16 protein-coding genes and 1 tRNA gene are annotated in these 21,987 nt (G+C 45.0%); 6 read left to right on the top strand and 11 right to left on the bottom strand.

Annotated features, from left to right (window positions below; all coding sequences use genetic code 11):
* Both H6G46_RS16120 and H6G46_RS16125 read right to left on the bottom strand, forming a co-directional pair.
* Positions 1–1,137, bottom strand: a complete 1,137-nt coding sequence (locus tag H6G46_RS16120; protein ID WP_010873063.1) for a glycosyltransferase — start codon at positions 1,135–1,137, stop codon at positions 1–3.
* A gap of 3 nt (positions 1,138–1,140) precedes the next feature.
* Complete coding sequence (locus H6G46_RS16125; protein WP_010873064.1) at positions 1,141–2,427, bottom strand: type IV pilus twitching motility protein PilT; 1,287 nt, start codon at positions 2,425–2,427, stop codon at positions 1,141–1,143.
* A gap of 596 nt (positions 2,428–3,023) precedes the next feature.
* Between H6G46_RS16125 and H6G46_RS16130 the strand changes: the two genes are divergently transcribed.
* On the top strand, positions 3,024–3,398 hold the full coding sequence (locus H6G46_RS16130; protein WP_010873065.1) for a hypothetical protein: 375 nt from the start codon (positions 3,024–3,026) through the stop codon (positions 3,396–3,398).
* A gap of 159 nt (positions 3,399–3,557) precedes the next feature.
* Here the strand turns inward: H6G46_RS16130 and H6G46_RS16135 are convergent, their stop codons facing one another.
* Positions 3,558–4,193 carry a hypothetical protein gene (locus H6G46_RS16135; protein WP_010873066.1) on the bottom strand — a complete coding sequence of 212 codons (636 nt, stop codon included), beginning with the start codon at positions 4,191–4,193 and terminating at the stop codon, positions 3,558–3,560.
* Positions 4,194–4,206: 13 nt separating this feature from the next.
* Positions 4,207–4,437, bottom strand: a complete 231-nt coding sequence (locus H6G46_RS16140) for a DNA-directed RNA polymerase subunit omega (RefSeq protein ID WP_010873067.1) — start codon at positions 4,435–4,437, stop codon at positions 4,207–4,209.
* Between the two features lie 186 nt (positions 4,438–4,623).
* On the opposite strand from H6G46_RS16140, the gene H6G46_RS16145 reads away from it, so the two are divergent.
* The 4 genes from H6G46_RS16145 to smpB all read left to right on the top strand — a co-directional run bounded on the left by H6G46_RS16145 (position 4,624) and on the right by smpB (position 6,292).
* Positions 4,624–5,010 (top strand): DUF309 domain-containing protein, encoded by a 387-nt coding sequence (locus H6G46_RS16145; protein ID WP_014407119.1) that lies wholly within the window; start codon positions 4,624–4,626, stop codon positions 5,008–5,010.
* A gap of 53 nt (positions 5,011–5,063) precedes the next feature.
* Positions 5,064–5,136 (top strand) — tRNA-His (locus tag H6G46_RS16150).
* 239 nt (positions 5,137–5,375) lie between these two features.
* Positions 5,376–5,699, top strand: coding sequence for a DUF760 domain-containing protein (locus H6G46_RS16155; RefSeq protein WP_010873069.1), 324 nt, complete (start codon positions 5,376–5,378; stop codon positions 5,697–5,699).
* A 128-nt stretch (positions 5,700–5,827) separates the two neighbouring features.
* Positions 5,828–6,292 (top strand): SsrA-binding protein SmpB, encoded by a 465-nt coding sequence (gene smpB, locus H6G46_RS16160; protein ID WP_010873070.1) that lies wholly within the window; start codon positions 5,828–5,830, stop codon positions 6,290–6,292.
* 66 nt (positions 6,293–6,358) lie between these two features.
* Here the strand turns inward: smpB and H6G46_RS16165 are convergent, their stop codons facing one another.
* The 5 genes from H6G46_RS16165 to H6G46_RS16185 form a co-directional block, all read right to left on the bottom strand.
* Positions 6,359–8,185 carry a hypothetical protein gene (locus H6G46_RS16165; RefSeq protein WP_010873071.1) on the bottom strand — a complete coding sequence of 609 codons (1,827 nt, stop codon included), beginning with the start codon at positions 8,183–8,185 and terminating at the stop codon, positions 6,359–6,361.
* Positions 8,186–8,198: 13 nt separating this feature from the next.
* Entirely contained in the window at positions 8,199–9,359 is a 1,161-nt protein-coding gene (locus tag H6G46_RS16170; protein ID WP_010873072.1) for an FkbM family methyltransferase, read from the bottom strand.
* A gap of 2 nt (positions 9,360–9,361) precedes the next feature.
* Positions 9,362–12,352 (bottom strand): glycosyltransferase, encoded by a 2,991-nt coding sequence (locus H6G46_RS16175; protein ID WP_010873073.1) that lies wholly within the window; start codon positions 12,350–12,352, stop codon positions 9,362–9,364.
* Positions 12,349–15,855, bottom strand: a complete 3,507-nt coding sequence (locus H6G46_RS16180) for a glycosyltransferase (RefSeq protein WP_010873074.1) — start codon at positions 15,853–15,855, stop codon at positions 12,349–12,351. The genes H6G46_RS16175 and H6G46_RS16180 overlap by 4 nt, the downstream gene beginning before the upstream one ends.
* 125 nt (positions 15,856–15,980) lie before the next feature.
* Positions 15,981–17,501, bottom strand: coding sequence for a class I SAM-dependent methyltransferase (locus H6G46_RS16185; RefSeq protein WP_010873075.1), 1,521 nt, complete (start codon positions 17,499–17,501; stop codon positions 15,981–15,983).
* Between the two features lie 283 nt (positions 17,502–17,784).
* Here H6G46_RS16185 and clpB point away from each other — a divergent pair, with 283 nt between their 5' ends.
* Positions 17,785–20,403 carry an ATP-dependent chaperone ClpB gene (clpB, locus tag H6G46_RS16190; RefSeq protein ID WP_010873076.1) on the top strand — a complete coding sequence of 873 codons (2,619 nt, stop codon included), beginning with the start codon at positions 17,785–17,787 and terminating at the stop codon, positions 20,401–20,403.
* On the opposite strand, the gene H6G46_RS16195 is transcribed toward clpB, so the two are convergent.
* Positions 20,389–20,688: a hypothetical protein gene (locus H6G46_RS16195; RefSeq protein WP_010873077.1), complete on the bottom strand. Its 300-nt coding sequence runs from the start codon at positions 20,686–20,688 to the stop codon at positions 20,389–20,391. The genes clpB and H6G46_RS16195 overlap by 15 nt on opposite strands.
* Positions 20,689–20,880: 192 nt before the next feature.
* Complete coding sequence (locus tag H6G46_RS16200; protein ID WP_010873078.1) at positions 20,881–21,879, bottom strand: phosphoribulokinase; 999 nt, start codon at positions 21,877–21,879, stop codon at positions 20,881–20,883.
* Between the last annotated feature and the right edge of the window lie 108 nt (positions 21,880–21,987).

Here is a 21,987-nt window from a genome sequence, read left to right on the forward strand (position 1 = left end):
CTAAGTCCGACGAGGGGCTTGATGACAGTATTTTTCCAGCAACGCCAGATACGACGTTTGAAATATTTTAGAAGAAAAACGGTTTGCTTGCAGGAAACAGTTCTCTGAACTGATCTGATGGCTAATGTTGGAAAAAGTTTCCACTGCTTGCACCAAAGACTCTACTGTTTGTTGATCAAACCAAATCCCGGTGGCAGTTTTGGGATTTTTTTGATAGTCAACTACGGTTTCCAATGCCCCCCCACGGCCAAAGGCAATGACTGGGGTGCCACAGGCCTGGGCTTCCACTAGGGCAATGCCAAAATCTTCACAGGCTCCGTAAACAAAGGCTTTGGCCCTAGCCATGTAATCCTCCACTACGGCATTGGGTTGGGGCCCAAGGATCTGCACGTTGGGTTGAGCCAATTCCTGCAGGAGCGGTAAATCAGGACCATCGCCAATCACCACTAGGGGCAATTGCAACTGGTTAAAAGCCTGGACAATCAGCTTGACCTGTTTATAGCTCACTAAACGGCAGACTGTCAGGAAAAAATCATCTTTTTTTTCTTGGTAGGTAAAACGGTCTAAATTCACGGGGGGATAGACCACATCGGCTGATCGCCGGTAGCAACGCCAAATGCGCCGGGCCGTATGCTGTGAATTGGCCAAGAAGTAATCCACTCGATTGGCGGAAATCACATCCCATTGCCGTAGTTGGTGGAGCAGGTAACGGGTCAAAATCCCCGGCAAACCCCGTCCCATCCGACTGTTGTTTAAATAGTCAAAAGTTAAATCCCAGGCATAGCGCATGGGGGTATGGCAATAGCAAATATGAACTTGGTGGGGCGCAGTCAACACTCCCTTGGCCACAGCATGGGAAGAGGAAAGAATAACGTCATACTGTCCCAAGTCCAATTGCTCGATCGCCAGGGGCAAAAGAGGTAAATATTTTTGCACTCCCTGTTCTGTCCGGGGAAAATGTTGCAAAAAAGTGGTGCCAATGGAACGGCCGTAAAGATAGCTGTGGGGGTTGGTGGACTCAAAATCAATCAGGGCATAGAGATCCGCCGTCACATGACTGAGAATCTCCTGCACCACCAATTCCGACCCCCCCGTGGCCTTCGGGGTGAGCCACTCGTGGACTAGGGCGTACCGCATGCCTTAGGTTCTGCCCCGCAGTCGCATGGCCATTTCATTCCGCACCGGAGCCATTTCCAAAGCTACTTCCTCGGTGATCCGCCCTTCTTGGTAGAGATTAAATAGGGATTGGTTGGCAGTTATCATACCGTCGTACTCCCCATCCTCCATCAGTTCAGCAATTTCATCGTACTTGCCTTGGCGAATATAATCCTTGACCGTTTCCGTATTAATCAGAATGTCATGGAAACCGGCCCGTTTCCCATCGGTAGTACGGCATAAACCTTGGGCAACGATGGCCACCAAAGATTCGGCGATCGCCGTCCGCATGGCTGGTTGTTCCTCCGCTGTGTAGAGGGTCAAAATCCTTTCTAGGGTCTTAATGGCACTGTTGGTGTGCAGGGTTCCCATGACCAAGTGACCGGTTTGGGCAGCTTTGAGGGCGGTGTTCACCGTACTCCGGTCCCGCATCTCCCCAATCAGGATAATATCCGGGTCTTCCCGCAGAGAAGCCTTCAGAGCGTTGTCGAATTCCAGGGTGTGCATGCCCACTTCCCTTTGGCGGATCAAGGAACGACGACTTTGGTGTACAAATTCAATCGGATCTTCAATGGAAATGATGTGTTTGGCATGCTCCTTGTTGATGTAGTCCACCATAGCGGCCATGGTAGTGGATTTACCGGAACCGGTGGGCCCCGTCACTAGAATCAGGCCTTTGTGGGAGTCGGACACAGTACGCAAAATATCCGGCAAGCGCAACTGTTCCAGGGTCAAAATCTTGAGGGGAATAATCCGCAGTACCATGGCGGAGCCCAACAGACTTTCAAGAACGTTAATCCGAATCCTGGCAAAGTCGTACTGCTTTGCTCCGTCAAATTCCAATTCCCGCTTGAATCGTTGGATTTCATCCTCAGTGAGAATTTCCCGCAGCCAACTCATGAAAGTTTGCTGATCCGTTGGCTCATAGCGGAGGGGCACCATTTCTCCCCGGTCCCGCATGCGAGGCACCTCCCCTATCCCCAGGTGAACATCGGAAAAACCTTGGTCAAAGGCACTGCGAATTAACTCCTCCAGACTAGGTTGTCCTGGCGATCGCCCTAGGTTGGCATGGCTTGGGGCTGGTGGGCTAGTGGGTAAATTGGGTGTCGGGGGACGATGTTGCGGTTGGGGCTGGCCAATGCTGGGGGGAGCTGGCATAAACTGAGTTTCCGGAGCCATACTTTCTTGCCGAATGGACGACGCAGGTCGCCCAGCAGGATTGTTGGGAAGGGGGGGCAACGGGGGAACAGAGGGGCGGGGAGGTTGGTTCATGGGATTTTTTCACCGGATTTTGCACTTGTGGCACAGCTAACCCCCGGTAAACCTTTGATGCAGACAGAGGAGACGATACAGCCTGCAGCAACGAATATAACCGGTCGAATTCAATGGGGACATTGGGGACATTATTTAATAGGTTAAAGACTTTTTTCTGTTTTTCGTCAGTTGTTTAACAAAACGACGCATTTGTTTCCCCACGTTTGTCCCTATGTCCTTAATGAGATTCAAGCGACAAATTGTTAACAAATGTAAAACTAACTGAGTCTTGCATTAATTGCCTTCTCCATGCCGTCTCCAGCACAAAAAAGAAAAATGTGGGGATCAAAGCTAAACGACAAACTAGCCATGAAATCAGGCTTTAAACTGAGATAAATAGAGTTGAGGTTAATTTTTACCTATGGCTGGGAAACAGCAGAGTGTAAGAATAATGAATAAATGTCAATGATTAAATGTAAATAATTATAAAGAAATCTCAGTTTCTCGAAGTCGTTGCCTATACTGGACTCAACAGCCCCCAGTCGGAGCCTTCAATTTGGGCACCGTTGTTTGGGGTCTGCCTCACCCGATTGTTGTTGTTGGAGTTAATAGTTATGGAGCTTTCGTCAAGGGAAGGAGTAGGAATGAGCTATATGCTCGTCCTAATGAAGAGTTTTTCTGTTTGGACTTTCACCCTGTTAGTTTGTCTATTGGTGGTCGGTTTCCCGCTGGTGTTTTTGGTCGCTACAGTGGGGGTTTTGGCGACGGTGGTATTACAGTCAGTTTTACCGATGAGTGCTGTGCTCTTAGTAGCCAGCAGTCTTTTGGGAGGGACAGTTTTATTGGTTCTTTCTGGGGCCGCCACCTTGACCGCCAAAGGAATCCATCCTCAGGAAGTGCGTTGGTTAAGTTGGCTCCATGGGGAAACTAATTTAATTCATAAACCCATGTTTGCATCCTGCCCGTTGACGTGCAGTCTCATTCAGTGATTAATTTTTGTCGATCTTTTGCTTAATTTAATTCTCAGCTTTTCCAAAGCCCAAACGCTTTTGTTTGACTTCTTGCCTGTTCTTATCAACCCCGTCTGAAGCAGCCTATGCCCAAGTCGGGGTTAATTATTTGTGTTTTATTTTTCCGCCGTTGAAGAGCTAGGGCATCAACAATTGGGCATCCCCCGGCTGGGAAAGTCCAGGTTGATTGGGAGCTGTAACGGCTGGGGGCGCCGTTGGATTCTGATCACCTTGTTCCCCCGAACCAGAATCTGTTCCATTGGATGCGGCCTGGGGGCGATAAAGTTCGGCGAGAAAATCTACTAATTCCTGCCGTTGTTTCCGATTTAGCCCGGCAATAAGTTGGCGATCGCCATCGAGGGGACTTGTTTGGAGAGTGGAAAAACCGGGATAACGCTCCGGCACCATTTGATCATTGGCACCAAGGTAATCCGCTAGGGTTAAACGCCAATCAAAACGATAGCGGGTTGGCCTTTTTTGTATATCGCGGTGATATCGGATCATCCGACTGATCAGGGTATTCTCCGGATCTGGGCTACCATCGCTTTGGCGGCGGTAATCGTTACCCTTGGGCAAATCGGGAAAACGAGCGTAAACCTGCTGAGCAATTATTTCCACCACCACCGTATATCCTCCGGCGGGCACTCCCTGAGCGGGCGGGGCCGGCTGAGCCTGGGAAACAGCCCCCCACTGTCCGGGACTATGGAGTAGCATGGTGAGCAAAAAGCTCAGACAACCCAATAGTAACGTCAGGGGAAAAAGGGGCTTAAACATGGAACTGGGGGAATTAATTATCGCTAATAATTTCTGGGCGGGTGAGCTCGTCGGACATTTCAATGATGGCCCGGATAGCCGGCTTCATGTTGGGATCGTCAATGCTGTCAAAATCTTCGGAGCGATTTTCCTTGGCTCGCTTGGCTACCCTGACAGTAATGTTGTAGCGGTTTGATGCGGCTCCTAGGAGCTCTTCGGAACGATAAATAATGTGGTTAGAATCCAAATTACTACGCTTGGTCATGGTAAACAGGGTAAGGGGGACAATATGGCGATCGCCATTCGGAAAAGCAAAAAAGCAGAAACCGGGTGGAAGAAAAATCCGCAGAATACGCTTCCCAGTCTAGCGGAAAATTACCTCGGCTCCATCCCAACTGACCTAATATTGACCCTCCCCTCTATCGACATATCGACAGTGCATCCATTAACCATGGACGAAAATATCGGCCTAAGCCTAGGCATCGAACAATTTAACCGGCAAGATTTTTACGCCTGCCATAACACCCTCGAAGCAGTGTGGCTAGAGGCTAACCCGACGGAGAAAAATTTCTACCAAGGTATTTTGCAAATTGCCGTAGCCCACTATCATCTTGGCAATCACAATTGGCGGGGAGCAGTGACTTTACTGGGGGAGGGTATCCGCCGCTTGAAGGGTTTTCGCCCTGACCATCGGGAAGTGGATATAGAGAGTTTATTTCGGTCCAGCGTTTTGCTGTTAGAGAATCTACAAACTATTACGCCAGAAAATCTCCCCCAATGGTTAGAATCCGCTGCAGCGGAACAACTAACCCCCCAAATTGAGATTAAGTCGAAATAGTGCCAAAAAGATCCAAACACTGTGCTAGCATGGTTAATGCCGAAAGCGAAACGGCGAGCGTAGCCAAGGGGTTAAGGCAGAGGATTGTGGTTCCTCCACTCGTGGGTTCGAATCCCATCGTTCGCCCTTACAGATACGGTTGGAAACCATGGCTCGCACCATCTGTGTCTATAGGAAAATTTAAGTATTTTTCAAAAATTCTTAGATTACCTAAATGTCAATTTAAGTATGGGCTATTCCCCCAGGTTTTTGGGTACTTGTTTACCCTAGCCAGTTTTATGGCTTTTTACAAAACTTTGCCTGAGCCGCTATAGTGGAAGGTAATGCCAGTGATTAAAAGGTCAGTCCGGAGTTAGGGAGTAATAATGGAATTTAACTTTGACTTTCATACGTCTGAACAGGAAGAACAACGGGTCAACACACTGCTCCAATATCTGCAAAAACAACACCCCGAAACCTTAGCCTGGATTGCCCAATCCGCCAGCCCCGAGATTAAAGAGATTATTCACCAGAATGTCCAAGGCCTAGTGGGAATGTTACCCATGGATGACTTCGATGTGCAAATCACTACTGACCGGGAGGATTTCGCTAATCTGTTGGCTTCGGCCATGATGACAGGCTATTTCCTTAGCCGTATGGAACAACGGAAGAATCTGGAGTCATCCTTTTCAGGCTCGGATTGTTTATAGGGAATCACAGCATAGGCTGCTGGGGGTCATTGGTGACAGCGAGTTCCTGGTATTTTCGGTAGGCCATGCTTTTGGATCTACAAGAGCAACATCTAACAGACATATTACGGATACATTACTGACGGTTCATGGCTAAGGAAAAAGAAAGGATAAAAGTTGTCAGCGATAATCGCCAGGCTCGTTTTCTGTACGAAATCTTAGAGACCTATGAGGCGGGCATCGAGCTGCAGGGTACTGAGGTCAAGTCAATTCGAGCAGGGAAGGTTAATTTACGGGATGGTTTTGCTCTGCTGCGGGACGGGGAAGTCTGGTTGATGAACGTGCATATTTCGCCCTATGACAAAAGTAGTTTATTTTTTAACCATGATCCCCGTCGTACCCGGCGTTTGCTAATGCATAACTGGGAAATTCGGAAATTAATTGGTCAAGTTGAGCAAAAAGGCCTAACTTTAGTGCCGTTGAAAATGTATTTCAAGGGTAGTTGGGTAAAAGTTGCTCTGGGCCTTGGTAAAGGGAAAAAACTCCACGATAAACGGGAGACTTTAAAGCGTCGTCAGGATGACCGAGATATGGCTCGGGCCATGAAACGCTAATTTCGACTACTTTCCAAGAAGTTGCGGCAGAGGTTAGTCCGATGTTAGGCGATCGCCAATGGCCTCTTAGCGCAGAATTTTTAATCCTTCACATTTATCCTTCATCCTTTCATCCTCGAGATTAAATTCGGCTCGAACTGAATAATTCCGTCCGGGATGAAAATAGGAATTGTAAAAGAAACTAAAGGGTGCTTTTTCCACAATGCAAACCCGATCACCATCTTTAATTTGACTAAAAATTTCCTTTTTCACCATCCAATCTGCGGTTTCTAACTGTTGGGTCAGGGGTTGAAAAGCCGGATAGGTAAAGAATTTGTTAGTTTTGTGGATAAAGATAATCATAAACACAAAGGCAACTAAGCCAAAATATTGGGGCTTCAGAATAGTTTTTGGGCTGGGACTATGCTCAGCGAAACGGGTAACTAAATAGGCGTTGAGACTGACAAACACAATCATCCAATACATGTAGTAGCGCAATTCGTAAGATTGAGGCATCCACATAGTCACCACCGACATAATTAGCATCAAAGCCAGGGCCACTTTGGTGGATTTTTGCCAATTTTTCCAGCAAAGAAAGACAAAAAGCACAGCGTTAAAAATTACATAGCCGCCAAAGTAACCCCCCATGCCAAAACGTTCTTCGTTCCACGAAATAAAATCCATGGCCAAGGTCCAGCGCCAGGGTCGGCGATCGTCAAAAGCATTAATTTCTAATAAAGATTGTCCCCATCGGACTGGGGGGGGGAGCCGGCGAATCTTTTCGTGCATGAAGTTGGGAGATTCTTCGGTGTGATTAAGCACCTGGCCAACAATGGTAATTTTGACAGGATAGGCAGGGTTTTGGTAAAGAACAATATTCTTGATGGGGTTGTAGAAAATGATCAGACTAGCAAGGGTACCCAATGCAAATACTTGGGCTAATTTGAGCATATTGGCCTGGCGAGTTTTATCTGTTTGCCAGTAGTTAATAACAAAAAGTGGCAATGAACAAAGTATTAACAAAAAAACTACAGGAATTAGTTGCAATTTAATGTTGGCCGCCACAAATGCGGATAAGAATAAAATTGAAATGGTTTTTAAATTAAGTTTAACCTTATGTATGTAGAGTAAATATAAAGTTAAAATGCAAATGCTAACCCCAACATTACCTGGCAAATCAATGTAACTTCTTGCCGCATGCATGTGAATCATGGGCACGGCCAGCAGGGAAAGGCTAGCTAGGTAGAAGGGAATTTTTGGAACTTTTACGAGATAAACAATTAAAATTATTAGGCTAAAGTAAGAAACTAAATTAGTCGCTTCAATGCGGTTAAAAACCACCCAGAACAATCCCTGCAGCCAGTTTGCCAAGAGGGGAAAACCAAGAAATCGATTTTCTGTAAAATATTCAAAAGTATATTGTTCTGGGGGAATAATGCCCCAAATTCTGGCGGCGAAGGGTATGTGATACATAAAAGCATCACCACCATAGTTATAGTCAAAAAAAGCAATACCAAAAATAGAAATTAAGGTTAGAACTGCCGCGCCACTAAGAATGTAGCCAATAATATTTAACACCCCTATTTTTTTGATCTTTTCCGCAACAGCAAATTTCTTCAGAGGGTGATTAATATCCAGTGTTTCGAGTATTGACCAGCTCGTAGCTATTATTCCGACGAGGAACAAAACAATTCTCCCCAAACGTAGATCGTCCCCCTGAAAAACATTCCAATAACCAGCAATACCCAGCATCGCAGCTAGGGAAATGGAAATATTCCCCCAAATAAAAAGCACATTATTTTCAAATTTGCCTAAGAAAGTATAGCGTTGGACAATGGTCACTCCCTTGTAAACCAAAAGACTAAAAGTTAACAGGAGAAACCCGATCGCCAAACCAAGAAGGGGAACTAACATTGGGGATTAAACACTAGAAGTAAAGGGCGGCAGGAAGATGGTCAAAGTTGGCGATTTTGGTGATTTTGGCACTATTGATGGTTAGGGTTGGATCTTGGGTGCCATGTTGGAATTCAAAATAAAGTTGAATTTCACTAGTTTCGGGCAAATTAATCACCCAATCCCGATAGCTAGAGGCTAATAGTTGACTAAAGGCATGGTAGCGAAATATCACTTTGTCATTAACTTTAACACCGCACATTAAATCATTTTGGGTGCCTTCTGCGGTGAAATCCCAATCAATTAAATAGCGACCTTTGGGCAAAATTAACTTACTTTTGAGGCGAGCAGAACCATCCTTACCCCGCTCGAAATGATCGGCATCTAACAGGCTATGGCTCTCAAACTGAAATGGGACTTGGTAGGGAGTTTCCCCTAGGCGATCGCCATGGATATAGAGATTATTGCGAATGTCTGCCCCCACAGGATAATCGTCAGCAGTTTTAACTTCCCGATAGGTATTAACGTCGATGGCAACGTAGCCCAAATTGCGCAGAAAATCCAAACATCGAGTATCATCCCGCTGGGTTTCTAAAACTAAATGGGGTTTGGCAGAAACTAACGTTTTTTCCAGACCTTTAATGGCATCAAATTCTGCTCCTTCAATGTCCATTTTTAGTAAATTTGGCACCAGCTTGGTGTGTTCCACAAAGTCATCTAGAGCAATGGTTTTGACTTCATAGCTGGAGCCTTCTCCATTTTCACTGTAAATACTGTCATTGAGATGGCTGCCCAGGTAAATTTTTACAGTTTCATGGGAAGTGGAGTAAACCGCATGGTGAAAAAGCTGGACATTATTACAGCCACTCAATACTAAATTGCGTTGGGTTTTATCAATAATGCGGGGGCTAGCTTCAAAGGCACAAACAATACCCTTTGGCCCTACCATTCTCGACATTACTGTGGTTAAACCCGCAAAGTTTGCCCCCACATCAAAGACAACATCTCCCGGCTTACAGAGATCTCGTAATACTATTTGCACTGGCGGTTCCCAAAGGTTTTCCTGGTACCAAGGGGCAATGCCAAAAAATTGTACGGAGGACAGTTTTTCCTCCACTGCTAGCTTTTTATCAATTTCTGGAGCAAGGACTTTTGCTAATTTGAATTTGAGTTTATCTTTGATTCTGTTAAACATAATTATTTTTTAGAAGCGGTAATATCCGTAAACCAAAGGAAAGAATGTTGTTCGTGGCGATTATCGTTAAAAATTGAGTAATGGGGAGAAAAAAGTCTATCTTCAGGCCAAGACTGTTGGTGTTCCTGCTCCCATTGTTTAGTTAGTTTGCGAGCCGTTAGCATGGAGTTAAGGGGAGAAAATTTAGATAATTTGGGTAACCAATCCAGAGAGCGATAGGTTCCTAGCAATGCTTCAATGCCCGGAGCGTATTTCAAAGCTTCAGCATTGGGGTCAACTTTTTCTAGATAAGTGACCAAATTGTGGGCATGGTCAAAATCTGTACTAGTATGCTTACAGTAAGATTTGCGATAGCCCAGGCAATGGTAGAGTAAATTTTCCACTTCTCGTGGCGATCGCCGTTGGAAAGCATATTTAACACCGGCCAGGGTGCGATGTAAATACCAAGCCCGCATATCCTCAATTTCCGTGGCAGGACTTTGGGTGGTGCGCTCATCGGGATAATTCCAGAACAGACCCAGCATTTTATCCACCACTTTACTTTTAATGAAGGGCATGACCCGGTTTTTAAATTCCGTATCCCCTGCCCCCCGGAAGCTTTGGTCATAGTAACCAAAACGTTCGTGAATTGATTTGCGATATAGCGCCCCTACCCAGGATAAGTAGCAGGTTTCTAGATAAACTAAATCCTGTTCATAGCCAGTGCGGTCGTAGGGCATAATGTCGCTGACCCAACCCCCCTGCATATCCACATTGGTGACCAAACTATGGCCAATGGCCCAATCCAATTCTGGATCCTGATCCAATTCCCCCGCCAAAATTTCTAAACAGTCGGGCAAAATGGTTTCATCTACCCCCAAAAAGGCTAAATATGGGGATTTTGCCAACTTAATCCCCCGGTTCCAGGCACTTTGGATGGTTTCCCGTTGCGGCGATCGGGCATATAGGAGAGGATAACCCAGGGTGGGAGCTAAATCTTTGAAAACTTCATACTCATTTCCCGGCGAACCGCTATCCACCAATACCACTTCCGCTTCTCCCCGTTTAATTAGGGTTTGGTGTTGTAGGGTCTTTAAGAATAGGGGTAATTTTGCCGCTGCATTGTAGAGGGAAACAATAATGGAAGCTCGGTATGGCCCATCCCCCCGGCGATCGTCCCAAATCTCATACTCATCCCCCGCCGGATTGGCCAAATTATCCAAACGAGCCTGTTCGATTAAGCTAAGGCAACGCTCCTCCCGTTCTGAAGGTTGACCATAAAGGGCAGACACCGCCGCCATTTCCTTGGGAAAGCCATATTCCGTCAGGGTCCGCAACACAAAGGGTAAATCGCCAAATTGATCTGAACCCAATGCTCGCAGGGCCCGGACCTTATAGGTGGCAGAAACCAAAGTATTGCCCCGTAATTCTTCAATACGTGCTAGCTCCCGCCAGAGTCGCACCCGGTCGATGCGGTAATTGGTAGCTAATTTACCCCGCACTCCTTGGAATTCTGACTCGTAGCCGGAGCCTAAACGCCATCCCATTTGGATTTTTTCCGCCAAATCTTTAGCGGTTTGTTCCGTGGCATTGAAGGCTTCTTTATATTTTTTAAGTAAATTAGGAGCCTTAACTAACTGGGCATTGCGGTCATCTGCTAAGGGCTGTAAAATTTTACCTTTTAATTGTCCAGCGGTGCTTTTTAAATTATTTTTAATTTGCTTGAGAGTTGGTTTTAATTGGGCTTTCAGCGGTTGTAAGAAAGAAACATTTTCCTGGGTACTTACCCAATAGCCCATTAATTGACCATACCAACTTTGTAACTCATCTCTGATTTCCTCCTCGTACTGGCCAGTTTGTTGATAGATATCAGCCAAAATGGGACTATCAGCAATGGCTGTTGAGTTTTTAACGCTATCCACCAATCGGCGACGGTAATTATTGTAGTCGCTTAGAATATTTTCAATGGCTGGTAAGCAACTGTAGATATTATCCAGATCAATTTCTACGAAAGGAACATCGGGAAAGTCTTCTTTGAGTAAACGACATACCCCAGCTCCACCGCCAACTACAGTGGGACAACCGGAAAACAAGGATTCCAAAGCTACTAAGTTAAGTGTATCGTAGCGTGAGGGTACGAAGGTGACTGTTTTGCGGGCGAATAAGCCCATCAATTCCTGTTGCGGTTTGGGGGGTAAAAATTTAACCGGACTCTGGCGATCGCCAAGCATACTCCGGAGATAGGTTTCCGAAGAAATGGTGCCGGTATCGTTAAAACTATGGGGGCCAATGATATTAGCTTCATGATAAAGATTTCTGTTTAACCACCAAGCGATATCAATAAAAATATCTGGGCCTTTCCGTTTCTCTGTGCGACCAACAAAGTTTAAATCAGGGCGATCGCCACTGGCAATTGCTTCTAGGGGCTGGGGTAATTCAAAAAAGTGTAGAGGATGGTAATAATGGGCAGAAAATCGACTTAGGGATTGCCATTCGTCAATGTAGCTTTTGCTAATACCGTAACGCAGATCTACGGTGGCGTATTGCTTCCATTCTTCTAGTTCTAGGGGTATATTTTCCTTCCCTTGATTGAACCAATCTAACTTTAAAGTGGTGGAAATTTTGCCGTGGAGAGAAAGGGCAATCTTAGCAAATTTCACCCGATGGTAATCCAGGGCTGGACGCAAAAAAATCGCCCATTGTTCATAGTCAGGGGAATCGATCAAATCAAATTCCATGCCGGCCACTGACGTGGCAATATTACTGGCCCTGATGAAGGAACGATAAACCCATTTAGGGGGATTAACGTCAAAAAAATTGTTTAAATCGGCGAGGAAATATTTTTCCTGAAAGGGGACTCCGTGGGCATTATCAGGGCGTTCAGTTACACGAGCTTCTTTGTCAATCAGGTAATAAAAGTCAATATCGGGGTTTTTCCGAATTAAACTGCGGTAAAAAGTTTGCCCGCCACCTACTTTGGCAAATAGGTCAAAATCTGTGATTAATACCTTCATGAAAGCAAATCTAGGTAGGTTTGATAAAGCTGACGATAGTCGTAGTTTTGGGCAAAGTTGCGGGCAGAATTACCCAACTGCTCATATTGGTGGGGGTGCTGGATAATATCTTCAATTACCCCAACATAAGTGGCTAAATTATTGTTGATTAAACAATCTACCCCCGACTCCACCGGATAGCCCCGAAAGGCGATCGCCGTGCCGAGGATTACCTTACCACAGGCCATTGCCTCCAGGGTTTTGACAGACATACCAGTGCCCGCTTCGAGGGGAATTAGCACCAGGGCCGAGCGTTGATAAAGGGCTTGGAGGACGGAATCGGAGACTTTCCCCAGGGCCAAAAAGTTTCGTTTCTGAGTTGGTGGACAACAACTGCCCACGGCGATCGCCTGCCAATGGCCACTACCAACTTGGGCCAGGGCTTGAATTTGCTCCACTGCTTTGACATTGGGAGGATGTTGACTACCCACAAATAAACAGAAAGGTTTTCGCCAATCAATGGTGGAGTCAAAGGATTGTAACTCCGCCAGGGCTGTTTCTGGAGCAAGTAAATCTACGGTGGCTTGGGTGTCTAAACCAATGGGAACACAATGGCTGGTAATGTTATGACTTTGAAAAAATGCTTGGTCATCGGGGGAAAGGGTCACTACTTCATCGGCTTCCCGCAAGGCTTGCAATTCTTCTGCCAGGGCAATCTGGGCTAACCATGTGTGCGGTGGCAATTGTTTAGCCAACACGTCATGGGCTGTGAGAATTAATTTGACTCCCCGACGGCGACAAATGGGCCCGGCGATCGCCGCCCAAAAGGGATATTCCAGCAACACCGCATCTGCCCCATCAATCACTCGCTCTAACGTTTCTTGAAATTTCTGGTCAAAACGACTGCCATAGTAAATCCAAGGCAGCCAATTTTCCCCTAACTCCTGGTGGGACAATGGGAAAAAATTAATGTTGTCAGCTAGGGAAATGTCCAGCATTTTCTGCCAACTTAAAAACGCTTCTTGATAAATCTTCTGTATTAGCTCACCCTGGGCAAAGGTTGATCTGAAATAACGATAATGAATTTGTCCCTGCCAATTACTCTGGCGATCGCCAATGGTAAACACCGTCACATCTAGGCCTTGACTGGCAAGAAAATCTGCCACTTTTCCAGACCGCTGACTGGCTCCACTACGCCGCTCTTCCATATCCCCCCAGGGATAAAGCATGACAACCTTCTTGACAACATTTTTGTTGTTAGTTGCAGATAAAAGTTTCTCTCCAAGAATATCGGTAAAGGCTTGGTTTAAATGTTCATAATCAAGACCTTGACCATTAGTTTTCAGTGAATAAATTCGTGTTTGAGGTTGTAATTCCTGCAACTTAAAAGCCAAAGGTTCAGTAGTGGTGAGTAAAACTCCAAATAATTTCAGCTGATCAAGTTCCCACTGAAAATCTTGATAAACAATTTCTTTTCTTTGGCGGAGGGCATCATCATAGGTATGAAATCTATCCACCTCCAGTATGGTTCTAGTTAAATCTAAGCCTAATTTTCTTAAGTAATGTTGGCAGAAGAACGAATCTGCGTAAATTAAATCGATGTTACTACCCAATTTATTTTGTAATTCTTGCGAAATAAGCAAACCTGCCGACTGTACCCAATCCGTAATTAGCGTTGATCTATGCTCGTAATAATCCCGTAGATATTTTTTCTGTTGTTCCGGAGATAAACTGGTAGAATTTTTAGCAAAATCAATGTAAAAATCATCATCTACATAATAATCTTGTAAAATCCAATATTGTTTTAAGCCAAGCTGGTGTAGATCATCGCTAAGATAGTCCCATTCCGGTAAGTTAGCCTGGCCTAAGCGGCGATAAAAAATGCCATAAACTCCATAGCCACAACGACAAAAATATCTGATTTTATTAAGGTTATCCCTATCGCTTAATTTATCTAGAGCCATTATCACCAATATTGAAGCCCTAGCTGAAACTTCGGGCTGAATTTCCACCGTTTTTACAAGGGATATTGCCAGTGGCTTAAGCAGACATTCTAAAAAGTAATCCGGGGATTGAATAAATTGCCAATGGTAACTAAAATGCTCAGCTTTTTCCGTCAGACTAGCTAGATTTTCTAACACATACCGAACTGACCTGGGTAAATCTTGGGGATTTTGATAAATGCCAGCTCTAGTTTCATCAACCTGCTCCGCCAACCAACTACCCTGGGGTACCACCACTGGTTTACCCGCCGCCAGAGCTTCGGTTAATACCCCTGAAGTACGTTGATAATTTATTGGGTTATAGGGCAATACCACCACATCCGCTGAAGCTAATAAGTGATAGTAGGCATCGGGTTCCAGAGCATGATCAATTAACTCCACTGCACTACAAGGATACTGACAAAGTTTAAGCTTAGCTTCTAGAATTACTTCTTCTCCTCCGACAACATTATAGTTAGATTGAATGGTAAATTTTGCCAAACCAGGCTTGAGATAATCAGTCCATAAATCTGCTACTAAAACCGGTAAATGCTGATAACCTTTCTCCGATCTGGCATCACCTAAATAAATTATATGAACAAAATTTTTATTACTATCACCCTTATGAAAATTTTCTAATTTTAGTTTTTCTTGGCGAAAAGGAATCGGTACCTGGGTGAAAATTGCGGGACTCAGTTGATTATGTTTTCTCACCAAATCTTTAGTATCTGTGTAAAAGCGAATTTTGCCAGGCCAGAGTTCAGTTTGGCAAAACTTTTCCAAACATTTTTTTAATCCTATGCCCGTAGCATTGACTACTAATGGGTCTTCAGTATCACGCCTAAATAATAGATGATAGGTAGGCAAATCATCCTGGTTTTGATTATTTAAAAAATAAAATAGTTCTTCTAATTGCTCAATGCCGAAGGTATGAATAAGAATGTGATCCGCCGCAGTCAGCTCTAGCGCCGGCAAAATTTCCTCTAGGGTTTGGGTAAAACTTTTGGTTTCTACAACAGAATTTCCTTCGGATTGATTAAATTTATCAACAGTTTTATTAATAATTTTTATGGAAATTTTTCCCACTAGACGGGTAACACCCCAAAGAATTTTTAATAAGCCCCAAGTTGTGTTAGCTAAGGGTATGGACCGCAAAGATCTAAGATCGGCTTTAAACCACCCTTTCAACCGTTGGGTGCTACCTTTTACTTTTTCCAAAAGTATTCTTAGTTCTGGATGATTTTGTTGCCACAGATAAAGTTGATGACGCCACCTTTCTTGCCAAGGTTGGGTTAGATTTAATAAATCGGGGGCAATAGATTCTATATTTTCGCCATTGGTTGGCTGGTTGAACCAATCTACTTGAAAAGCTGGAATAATTTTTATATCTCCAGCCGCTAAAGACTCCTTCAGAATTTGATTGGCAATGATAATCGGTTGATAGCCTTGTCTCTGGGCTGCTTCTGCCACAGCAACACTACACTCATAGTGATGTCCTTGCAAGTTGCACAGGGAATGGTCAATAACAACAAATTTTTTCATTACCAGAGCAAAATAAAGACGAAAATTCTCCAGCCCAATGATGACGGAGAAGTCAATTAAAAGACATAGTTATGGGAAGTTGGCTAGTGCTTGGGGACCATGTTCAGTTGATAAAATAAACACAACTAGCTAATTCCTAACTTAGTCAATAGCGGCAGGCGATCGCCATTAAAATTCTCTGCTACGTTTTTGAGATGTTCTAAATTTTCAGCTTCTGTTTCTAAGGTTTTTCCTTCCTTAATAATTTTCTTGCCTTGACTGGAAAGTACTTGCCAGACAAATTGAGGGCCGTCTTGTTTGCGCTCTTTCGCTAATAGCAGTAGCTGTTCCAGACGATTGACAGCAATACCTGTGCCAACTAGGGGAGAGGCTAAAAATGCCATTTCATCGCTATAGAGAGATTTTGTTTTGACGGCACTGTTAAAAGCATCGGTGGATTTTTGTCTTTGTTTCCGCACCGTTTCATTTACCGCCGGATGGGTATAACCAATGCCAGTCATGATGATTAGGGCTTGGTAAAGACTGTTCAAAGTGATGCCTTTGGTTTTGCTGTCTTTTTGTAATTCCCCTAGGGTTAAAGGCCCATTTTCCAAGGCCTCACAAATGGGACGATAAACTTTTTCCTGGAGTTCCACTTCTCCCAAGGGAAACTGTTGTTTAAGCTTGATTGATTTGATCGGTACCACTAAGGCAAACCGTAGATTCCCCAACGCTTGTAAATGCTCCTGGGGCAAGAGGGCAAGTTTTCCCCGGACAAAAATATCTCGCCGGAACTGGGTATTTAAAAAGAAATCTCGCACTACTTCCCGAAAAGTTGGATCTGTTACTTGAGATAGCTGGGTTTGGGCGGCACTGGACAAGTTAACAGCATCCACATAGTCGATTAAATGGGCTGATCCCATAAAATTGAGCTTGGCTTCTTCTAATTCTTTGGCCACTTCATCAAAATAAAAAGCATTCCACTCTTCGTTAAAATATTCATGAGCTAGATAGTAACGATTTTGTTCTTTCAGCTTTTCTAAACGGGGTTTTAAAATTGGATTTTGAGTGAAATAATTTGCTTTGGACTCCAGCATTTGTTCCGTGAAATCCAATGCCTTTTCAATACGGCTTAGAATTGGCTCGGAGGAGTTACGTCCATAGCGGAGCATCAAAGCTTGCATCGGTCTTGCCGCTGCCCAACCCGGTAGAGTGTTATAGGAGATATAAACCATACCTCCCACTTTGATTTTCTGCCGAATAAAGTTCACGATCGCTTGACGATTTCTGGGGGTAATCCAACTGTAAATACCATGGAGAACAATGAAATCAAACTGCGGTAAATCTTGATTGATAAATTCTTCAAAACTATCGTCAAAAAAATGGACATTTTTGGTGCCCGCTGTTTCGGCTAGGGTCCGGGCTTCAACTATGTGACTAGGATTAAAATCGTTGGCGTAAAACTGAGCCTGGGGGTAGCAACTTGCCAATAAATTGGTGGAATATCCTCGGCCGCAAGCCAGTTCGCAGTAATTAAAATTTTTCTCTAGATTGGGGGATTTTAATGACTTCAGAGTGTTGGCTAGGGCTAGTTTAAGGGGACTTAATTCCCCATAAAAACCATAGGTATAGTTAACTTCTAGGACGTAGCCCTCATTCCAAGTCATGGCGTCTGATTCTGCGTAGGGGTCAAGATTAGCCCTTAGCTTACAAGAAAGGGGCTTTGGGGCCTAGTTGAATGGCACAAATTTTCCTTCCCTGACTGTTTTTGCGCCATTGTCTAGCTCAAAGTCAGCCTCCGGCATCCTCTAGAAAGACTTCCATCCCCTGGTTGAGCAAGGGTAAACCCCACCACTGCATTGGGAAAACCCTCCTTCCTAGCTCCGGATTCCACCCCCTAAAATTGATTTGGTAGTCCTTACACACCCAATAGCCAATATAGAAAATTTTATGCAACCCACAGATCCTAATAAATTTACGGAGAAAGCTTGGGAGGCGATCGCCAAAACACCGGAGATTGCTAAACAGCATCGACAACAGCAAATTGAGACGGAACACCTACTCAGTGCCCTACTAGAACAAAATGGTCTGGCCACCAGCATCTTTAATAAGGCTGGGGCGAGCATTCCCCGAGTTAACGATCAAGTTAATAGCTTTATTGCCCAACAGCCAAAATTAAGTAATCCGAGTGAATCGATTTATTTAGGCCGCAGTCTCGATAAATTGTTGGACAATGCGGAAATAGCCAAGTCTAAATATGGAGACGACTATATTTCCATCGAGCACTTGATGGCGGCTTACGGCCAAGATGACCGCCTGGGCAAAAACTTATATCGAGAAATTGGCCTAACAGAAAATAAGTTGGCAGAAATTATCAAGCAAATTAGAGGAACCCAAAAAGTGACCGATCAAAATCCAGAGGGCAAATACGAATCCCTTGAAAAATATGGGCGAGATTTAACGGAATTAGCCCGGGAAGGTAAACTAGATCCTGTCATTGGCCGGGATGAAGAAGTGCGGCGCACCATTCAGATCCTTTCCCGCCGCACAAAAAATAACCCTGTGTTAATTGGGGAACCGGGGGTTGGTAAAACGGCGATCGCCGAAGGTTTAGCCCAAAGAATTATTAACCATGACGTACCGGAATCATTGCGGGATCGCAAACTAATTTCCCTCGATATGGGGGCGTTAATTGCCGGGGCAAAATACCGGGGGGAATTTGAAGAAAGACTTAAAGCGGTACTTAAAGAAGTTACCGACAGCCAGGGGCAAATTATTCTCTTTATTGACGAAATTCATACCGTTGTCGGCGCTGGGGCCACCCAAGGAGCCATGGATGCGGGCAACTTATTGAAACCCATGTTAGCCCGGGGTGCTTTGCGTTGTATCGGGGCCACCACTTTAGATGAATATCGCAAATATATCGAAAAAGATGCGGCTTTGGAACGACGTTTCCAGGAAGTTTTAGTGGATGAACCCAATGTATTAGATACCATTTCCATTCTCCGGGGATTAAAAGAACGCTATGAAGTACACCACGGCGTAAAAATTGCCGATAGTGCCCTGGTAGCGGCGGCCATGTTGTCCAATCGTTACATCAGTGATCGTTTTCTGCCGGATAAAGCTATTGATTTAGTAGACGAAGCAGCGGCCAAATTAAAAATGGAAATCACCTCCAAACCAGAGGAATTAGATGAAGTTGACCGGAAAATTCTCCAACTAGAAATGGAGCGTTTATCTTTACAACGGGAAAATGATTCTGCTTCCAAGGAGCGGCTAGAAAAATTGGAGAAAGAGTTGGCTGATTTTAAAGAAGAACAGTCTAAACTTAATGGCCAATGGCAGTCGGAAAAAACGGTTATTGATCAAATTCGTACTGTTAAGGAAACCATCGACCAGGTGAACCTAGAAATTCAACAGGCCCAACGGGATTACGACTACAATAAAGCAGCGGAGTTACAGTATGGCAAATTAACTGATTTACAGCGGCAAGTGGAAGCTTTGGAAACCCAATTGGCGGAGCAACAAACCTCTGGCAAATCCCTCTTACGGGAAGAAGTTTTAGAGTCTGACATTGCTGAAATTATCTCGAAATGGACCGGCATTCCCATCAGTAAATTGGTGGAATCGGAAAAAGAAAAACTGCTCCACTTGGAAGATGAACTACACAGCCGAGTGATTGGTCAGGATGAAGCGGTAACCGCCGTAGCCGAAGCCATTCAACGCTCCCGAGCTGGTCTTTCCGATCCTAATCGTCCCACCGCTAGCTTTATTTTTCTGGGCCCCACAGGGGTCGGGAAAACTGAGTTAGCGAAGGCTTTGGCGAAAAATTTATTCGACACGGAAGAAGCCCTGGTGCGGATTGATATGTCTGAATATATGGAAAAACACGCTGTTTCCCGTTTAATGGGGGCCCCTCCGGGCTATGTGGGCTATGAAGAAGGGGGACAATTGACGGAAGCAATTCGCCGCCGGCCCTATTCGGTCATTCTTTTTGACGAGATTGAAAAAGCCCATGGGGATGTGTTTAACGTCATGCTCCAAATCCTGGATGATGGCCGTTTAACCGATGCCCAAGGCCATGTGGTGGACTTCAAAAATACGATTATCATTATGACCAGTAACCTGGGCTCCCAATACATTTTGGATGTGGCGGGGGATGATAGTCGTTATGAAGAAATGCGGAGCCGAGTTATGGATGTAATGCGGGAAAACTTCCGCCCAGAATTTCTCAATCGGGTGGATGAAACGATTATTTTCCATGGCTTACAAAAATCCGAGTTACGATCCATTGTCCAAATTCAAATTCAGTCTTTGGCTACCCGTTTGGAGGAACAAAAATTAACTTTGAAGTTAACGGATAAAGCCCTAGATTTTCTGGCTGCCGTGGGCTATGACCCCGTTTATGGGGCCCGACCTTTAAAACGAGCCGTCCAAAAATACCTAGAAACGGCGATCGCCAAGGGAATTTTACGGGGGGATTACAAACCTGGTGAGACCATTGTGGTGGATGAAACCGACGAACGCCTCAGTTTTACCAGTTTAAGGGGGGATTTAGTCATCGTTTAGGGACTTCTGTTCCGTCAACTCTGACGGATTAATAACTCCATCAATGCTAACCCTAGGGGATTCCAACTCCGCCGTCATGGTTGCCCCTGGGGTTTGGTGATGGGGTAATAACTCCTGACCCCGGTTAATCAAAGCCGCCATGCCCTTGTCATAATTGCTGGCGATCGCCAAAAAAGCACCGGCCATAACGTAAATAGGCAGGGGCAAAATTACCCCCCATAGCCATTGGAAAAGTTGCACTCCGGCAAATAAAACCACCACCACCACCAGTAAAAATGGCATCATTATCCTCCCCAGAAATAAGCTCAACCCGGATGTTGTGAAGATATCAAACAACGACTCCGCCTTAGATATTAGAAGATTTCTCCCTTAAATCAAACCCCAACAAAAATCGTGGCGGAACCACAGCCATGGCCACCACGAAATAGTAAATTAGGTTATGCAGACCAGCAGGTCAGGTAATTATTGGTACCGCAGTTACACAGAGGCCGGGACCTTAGCTTCCGCCGTTAACTGTTCGTAAACTTCCCGCATTTTCAGACCCACTAACACCTGGAACAGGCCAGTACCATTGTCAGTGCCTGGGTAATCCTTATGCTTGAGCAACAACTCGGTCATTTCACCGTAGTACTTAGTACCAGTCTTGCTGAGGTGGTTTTCCACATAAACCATTTCCTCTAGGTTTTCAAACCTGCCGTCCACTTCCAGCAAAGATACTTCGTTGCCCATAAAATTATCGGGGCCGTAGTACATCTTGATGCCAGGATAGGTACAGGTCAGCTTCCGACCACAGGGACGCCAATCAATGGTGGAACCTTCGTCAAACAGGTAGGCTGGCTCGAAGAATTTAACCCCTTCTTTTTGCACAAGACGAACCCGCAGGAGTTTACTTTCCTTGTCCTCAATCAAGCGGGTGGGCAACACCTGGATCACCACGTCCGCATATTGCTTTTGGGGCTCGATATAGGCAGTGAAGTCAGGCTTACGGGCGTTGATGGAAGCCAAAATATCTTCATAGGTGTGGCCCCGTTCGGCCATGTCCCGTTGAATTTTCCAGTTAATTTTCACTTCTTCGCTGATGTCCAGGTAGACCCCGAAATCCACCAGTTCCCGCACCCGTTCATCGTAGAGGGGATGCAAACCCTCAATAACCACCACTTTGTTGGGTTCAACTTTTTCCGGCGGATCCAGCAGCCCCGTTTCGTGGTTGTAAATGGGTTTCATAATGGATTGACCACTTTTGAGCGTTTTAATCTGCTCATACATGAGGTCAAAATTGTTGGCTCTGGGATCCAGGGCGGTGACCCCAGCGGCTTTTCTACCCTGGCGATCCAAACTATGGTAATCGTCCAAACAAATTACCGTCATGAACTCTTCGCCGAATAAATCCGTTAAACGACGTAAGAAAGTAGACTTACCGCAACCGGAATCCCCGGCAACACCAATAAGAACCACGCGGTCTAGCTGTGTGGTCATAACATCCCTCAAAAATGCAAAACTGATTGTTAACCCGGTTTCCTAGAAAATTTCTCCTCACCCCAGATGGCGTGTTGGAGAGACAAACCAGAGCCTATGGGCTTGTTA

It is taken from the genome of Synechocystis sp. FACHB-908, from assembly GCF_014698595.1.
In the GTDB taxonomy this organism is placed as follows: domain Bacteria; phylum Cyanobacteriota; class Cyanobacteriia; order Cyanobacteriales; family Microcystaceae; genus Synechocystis.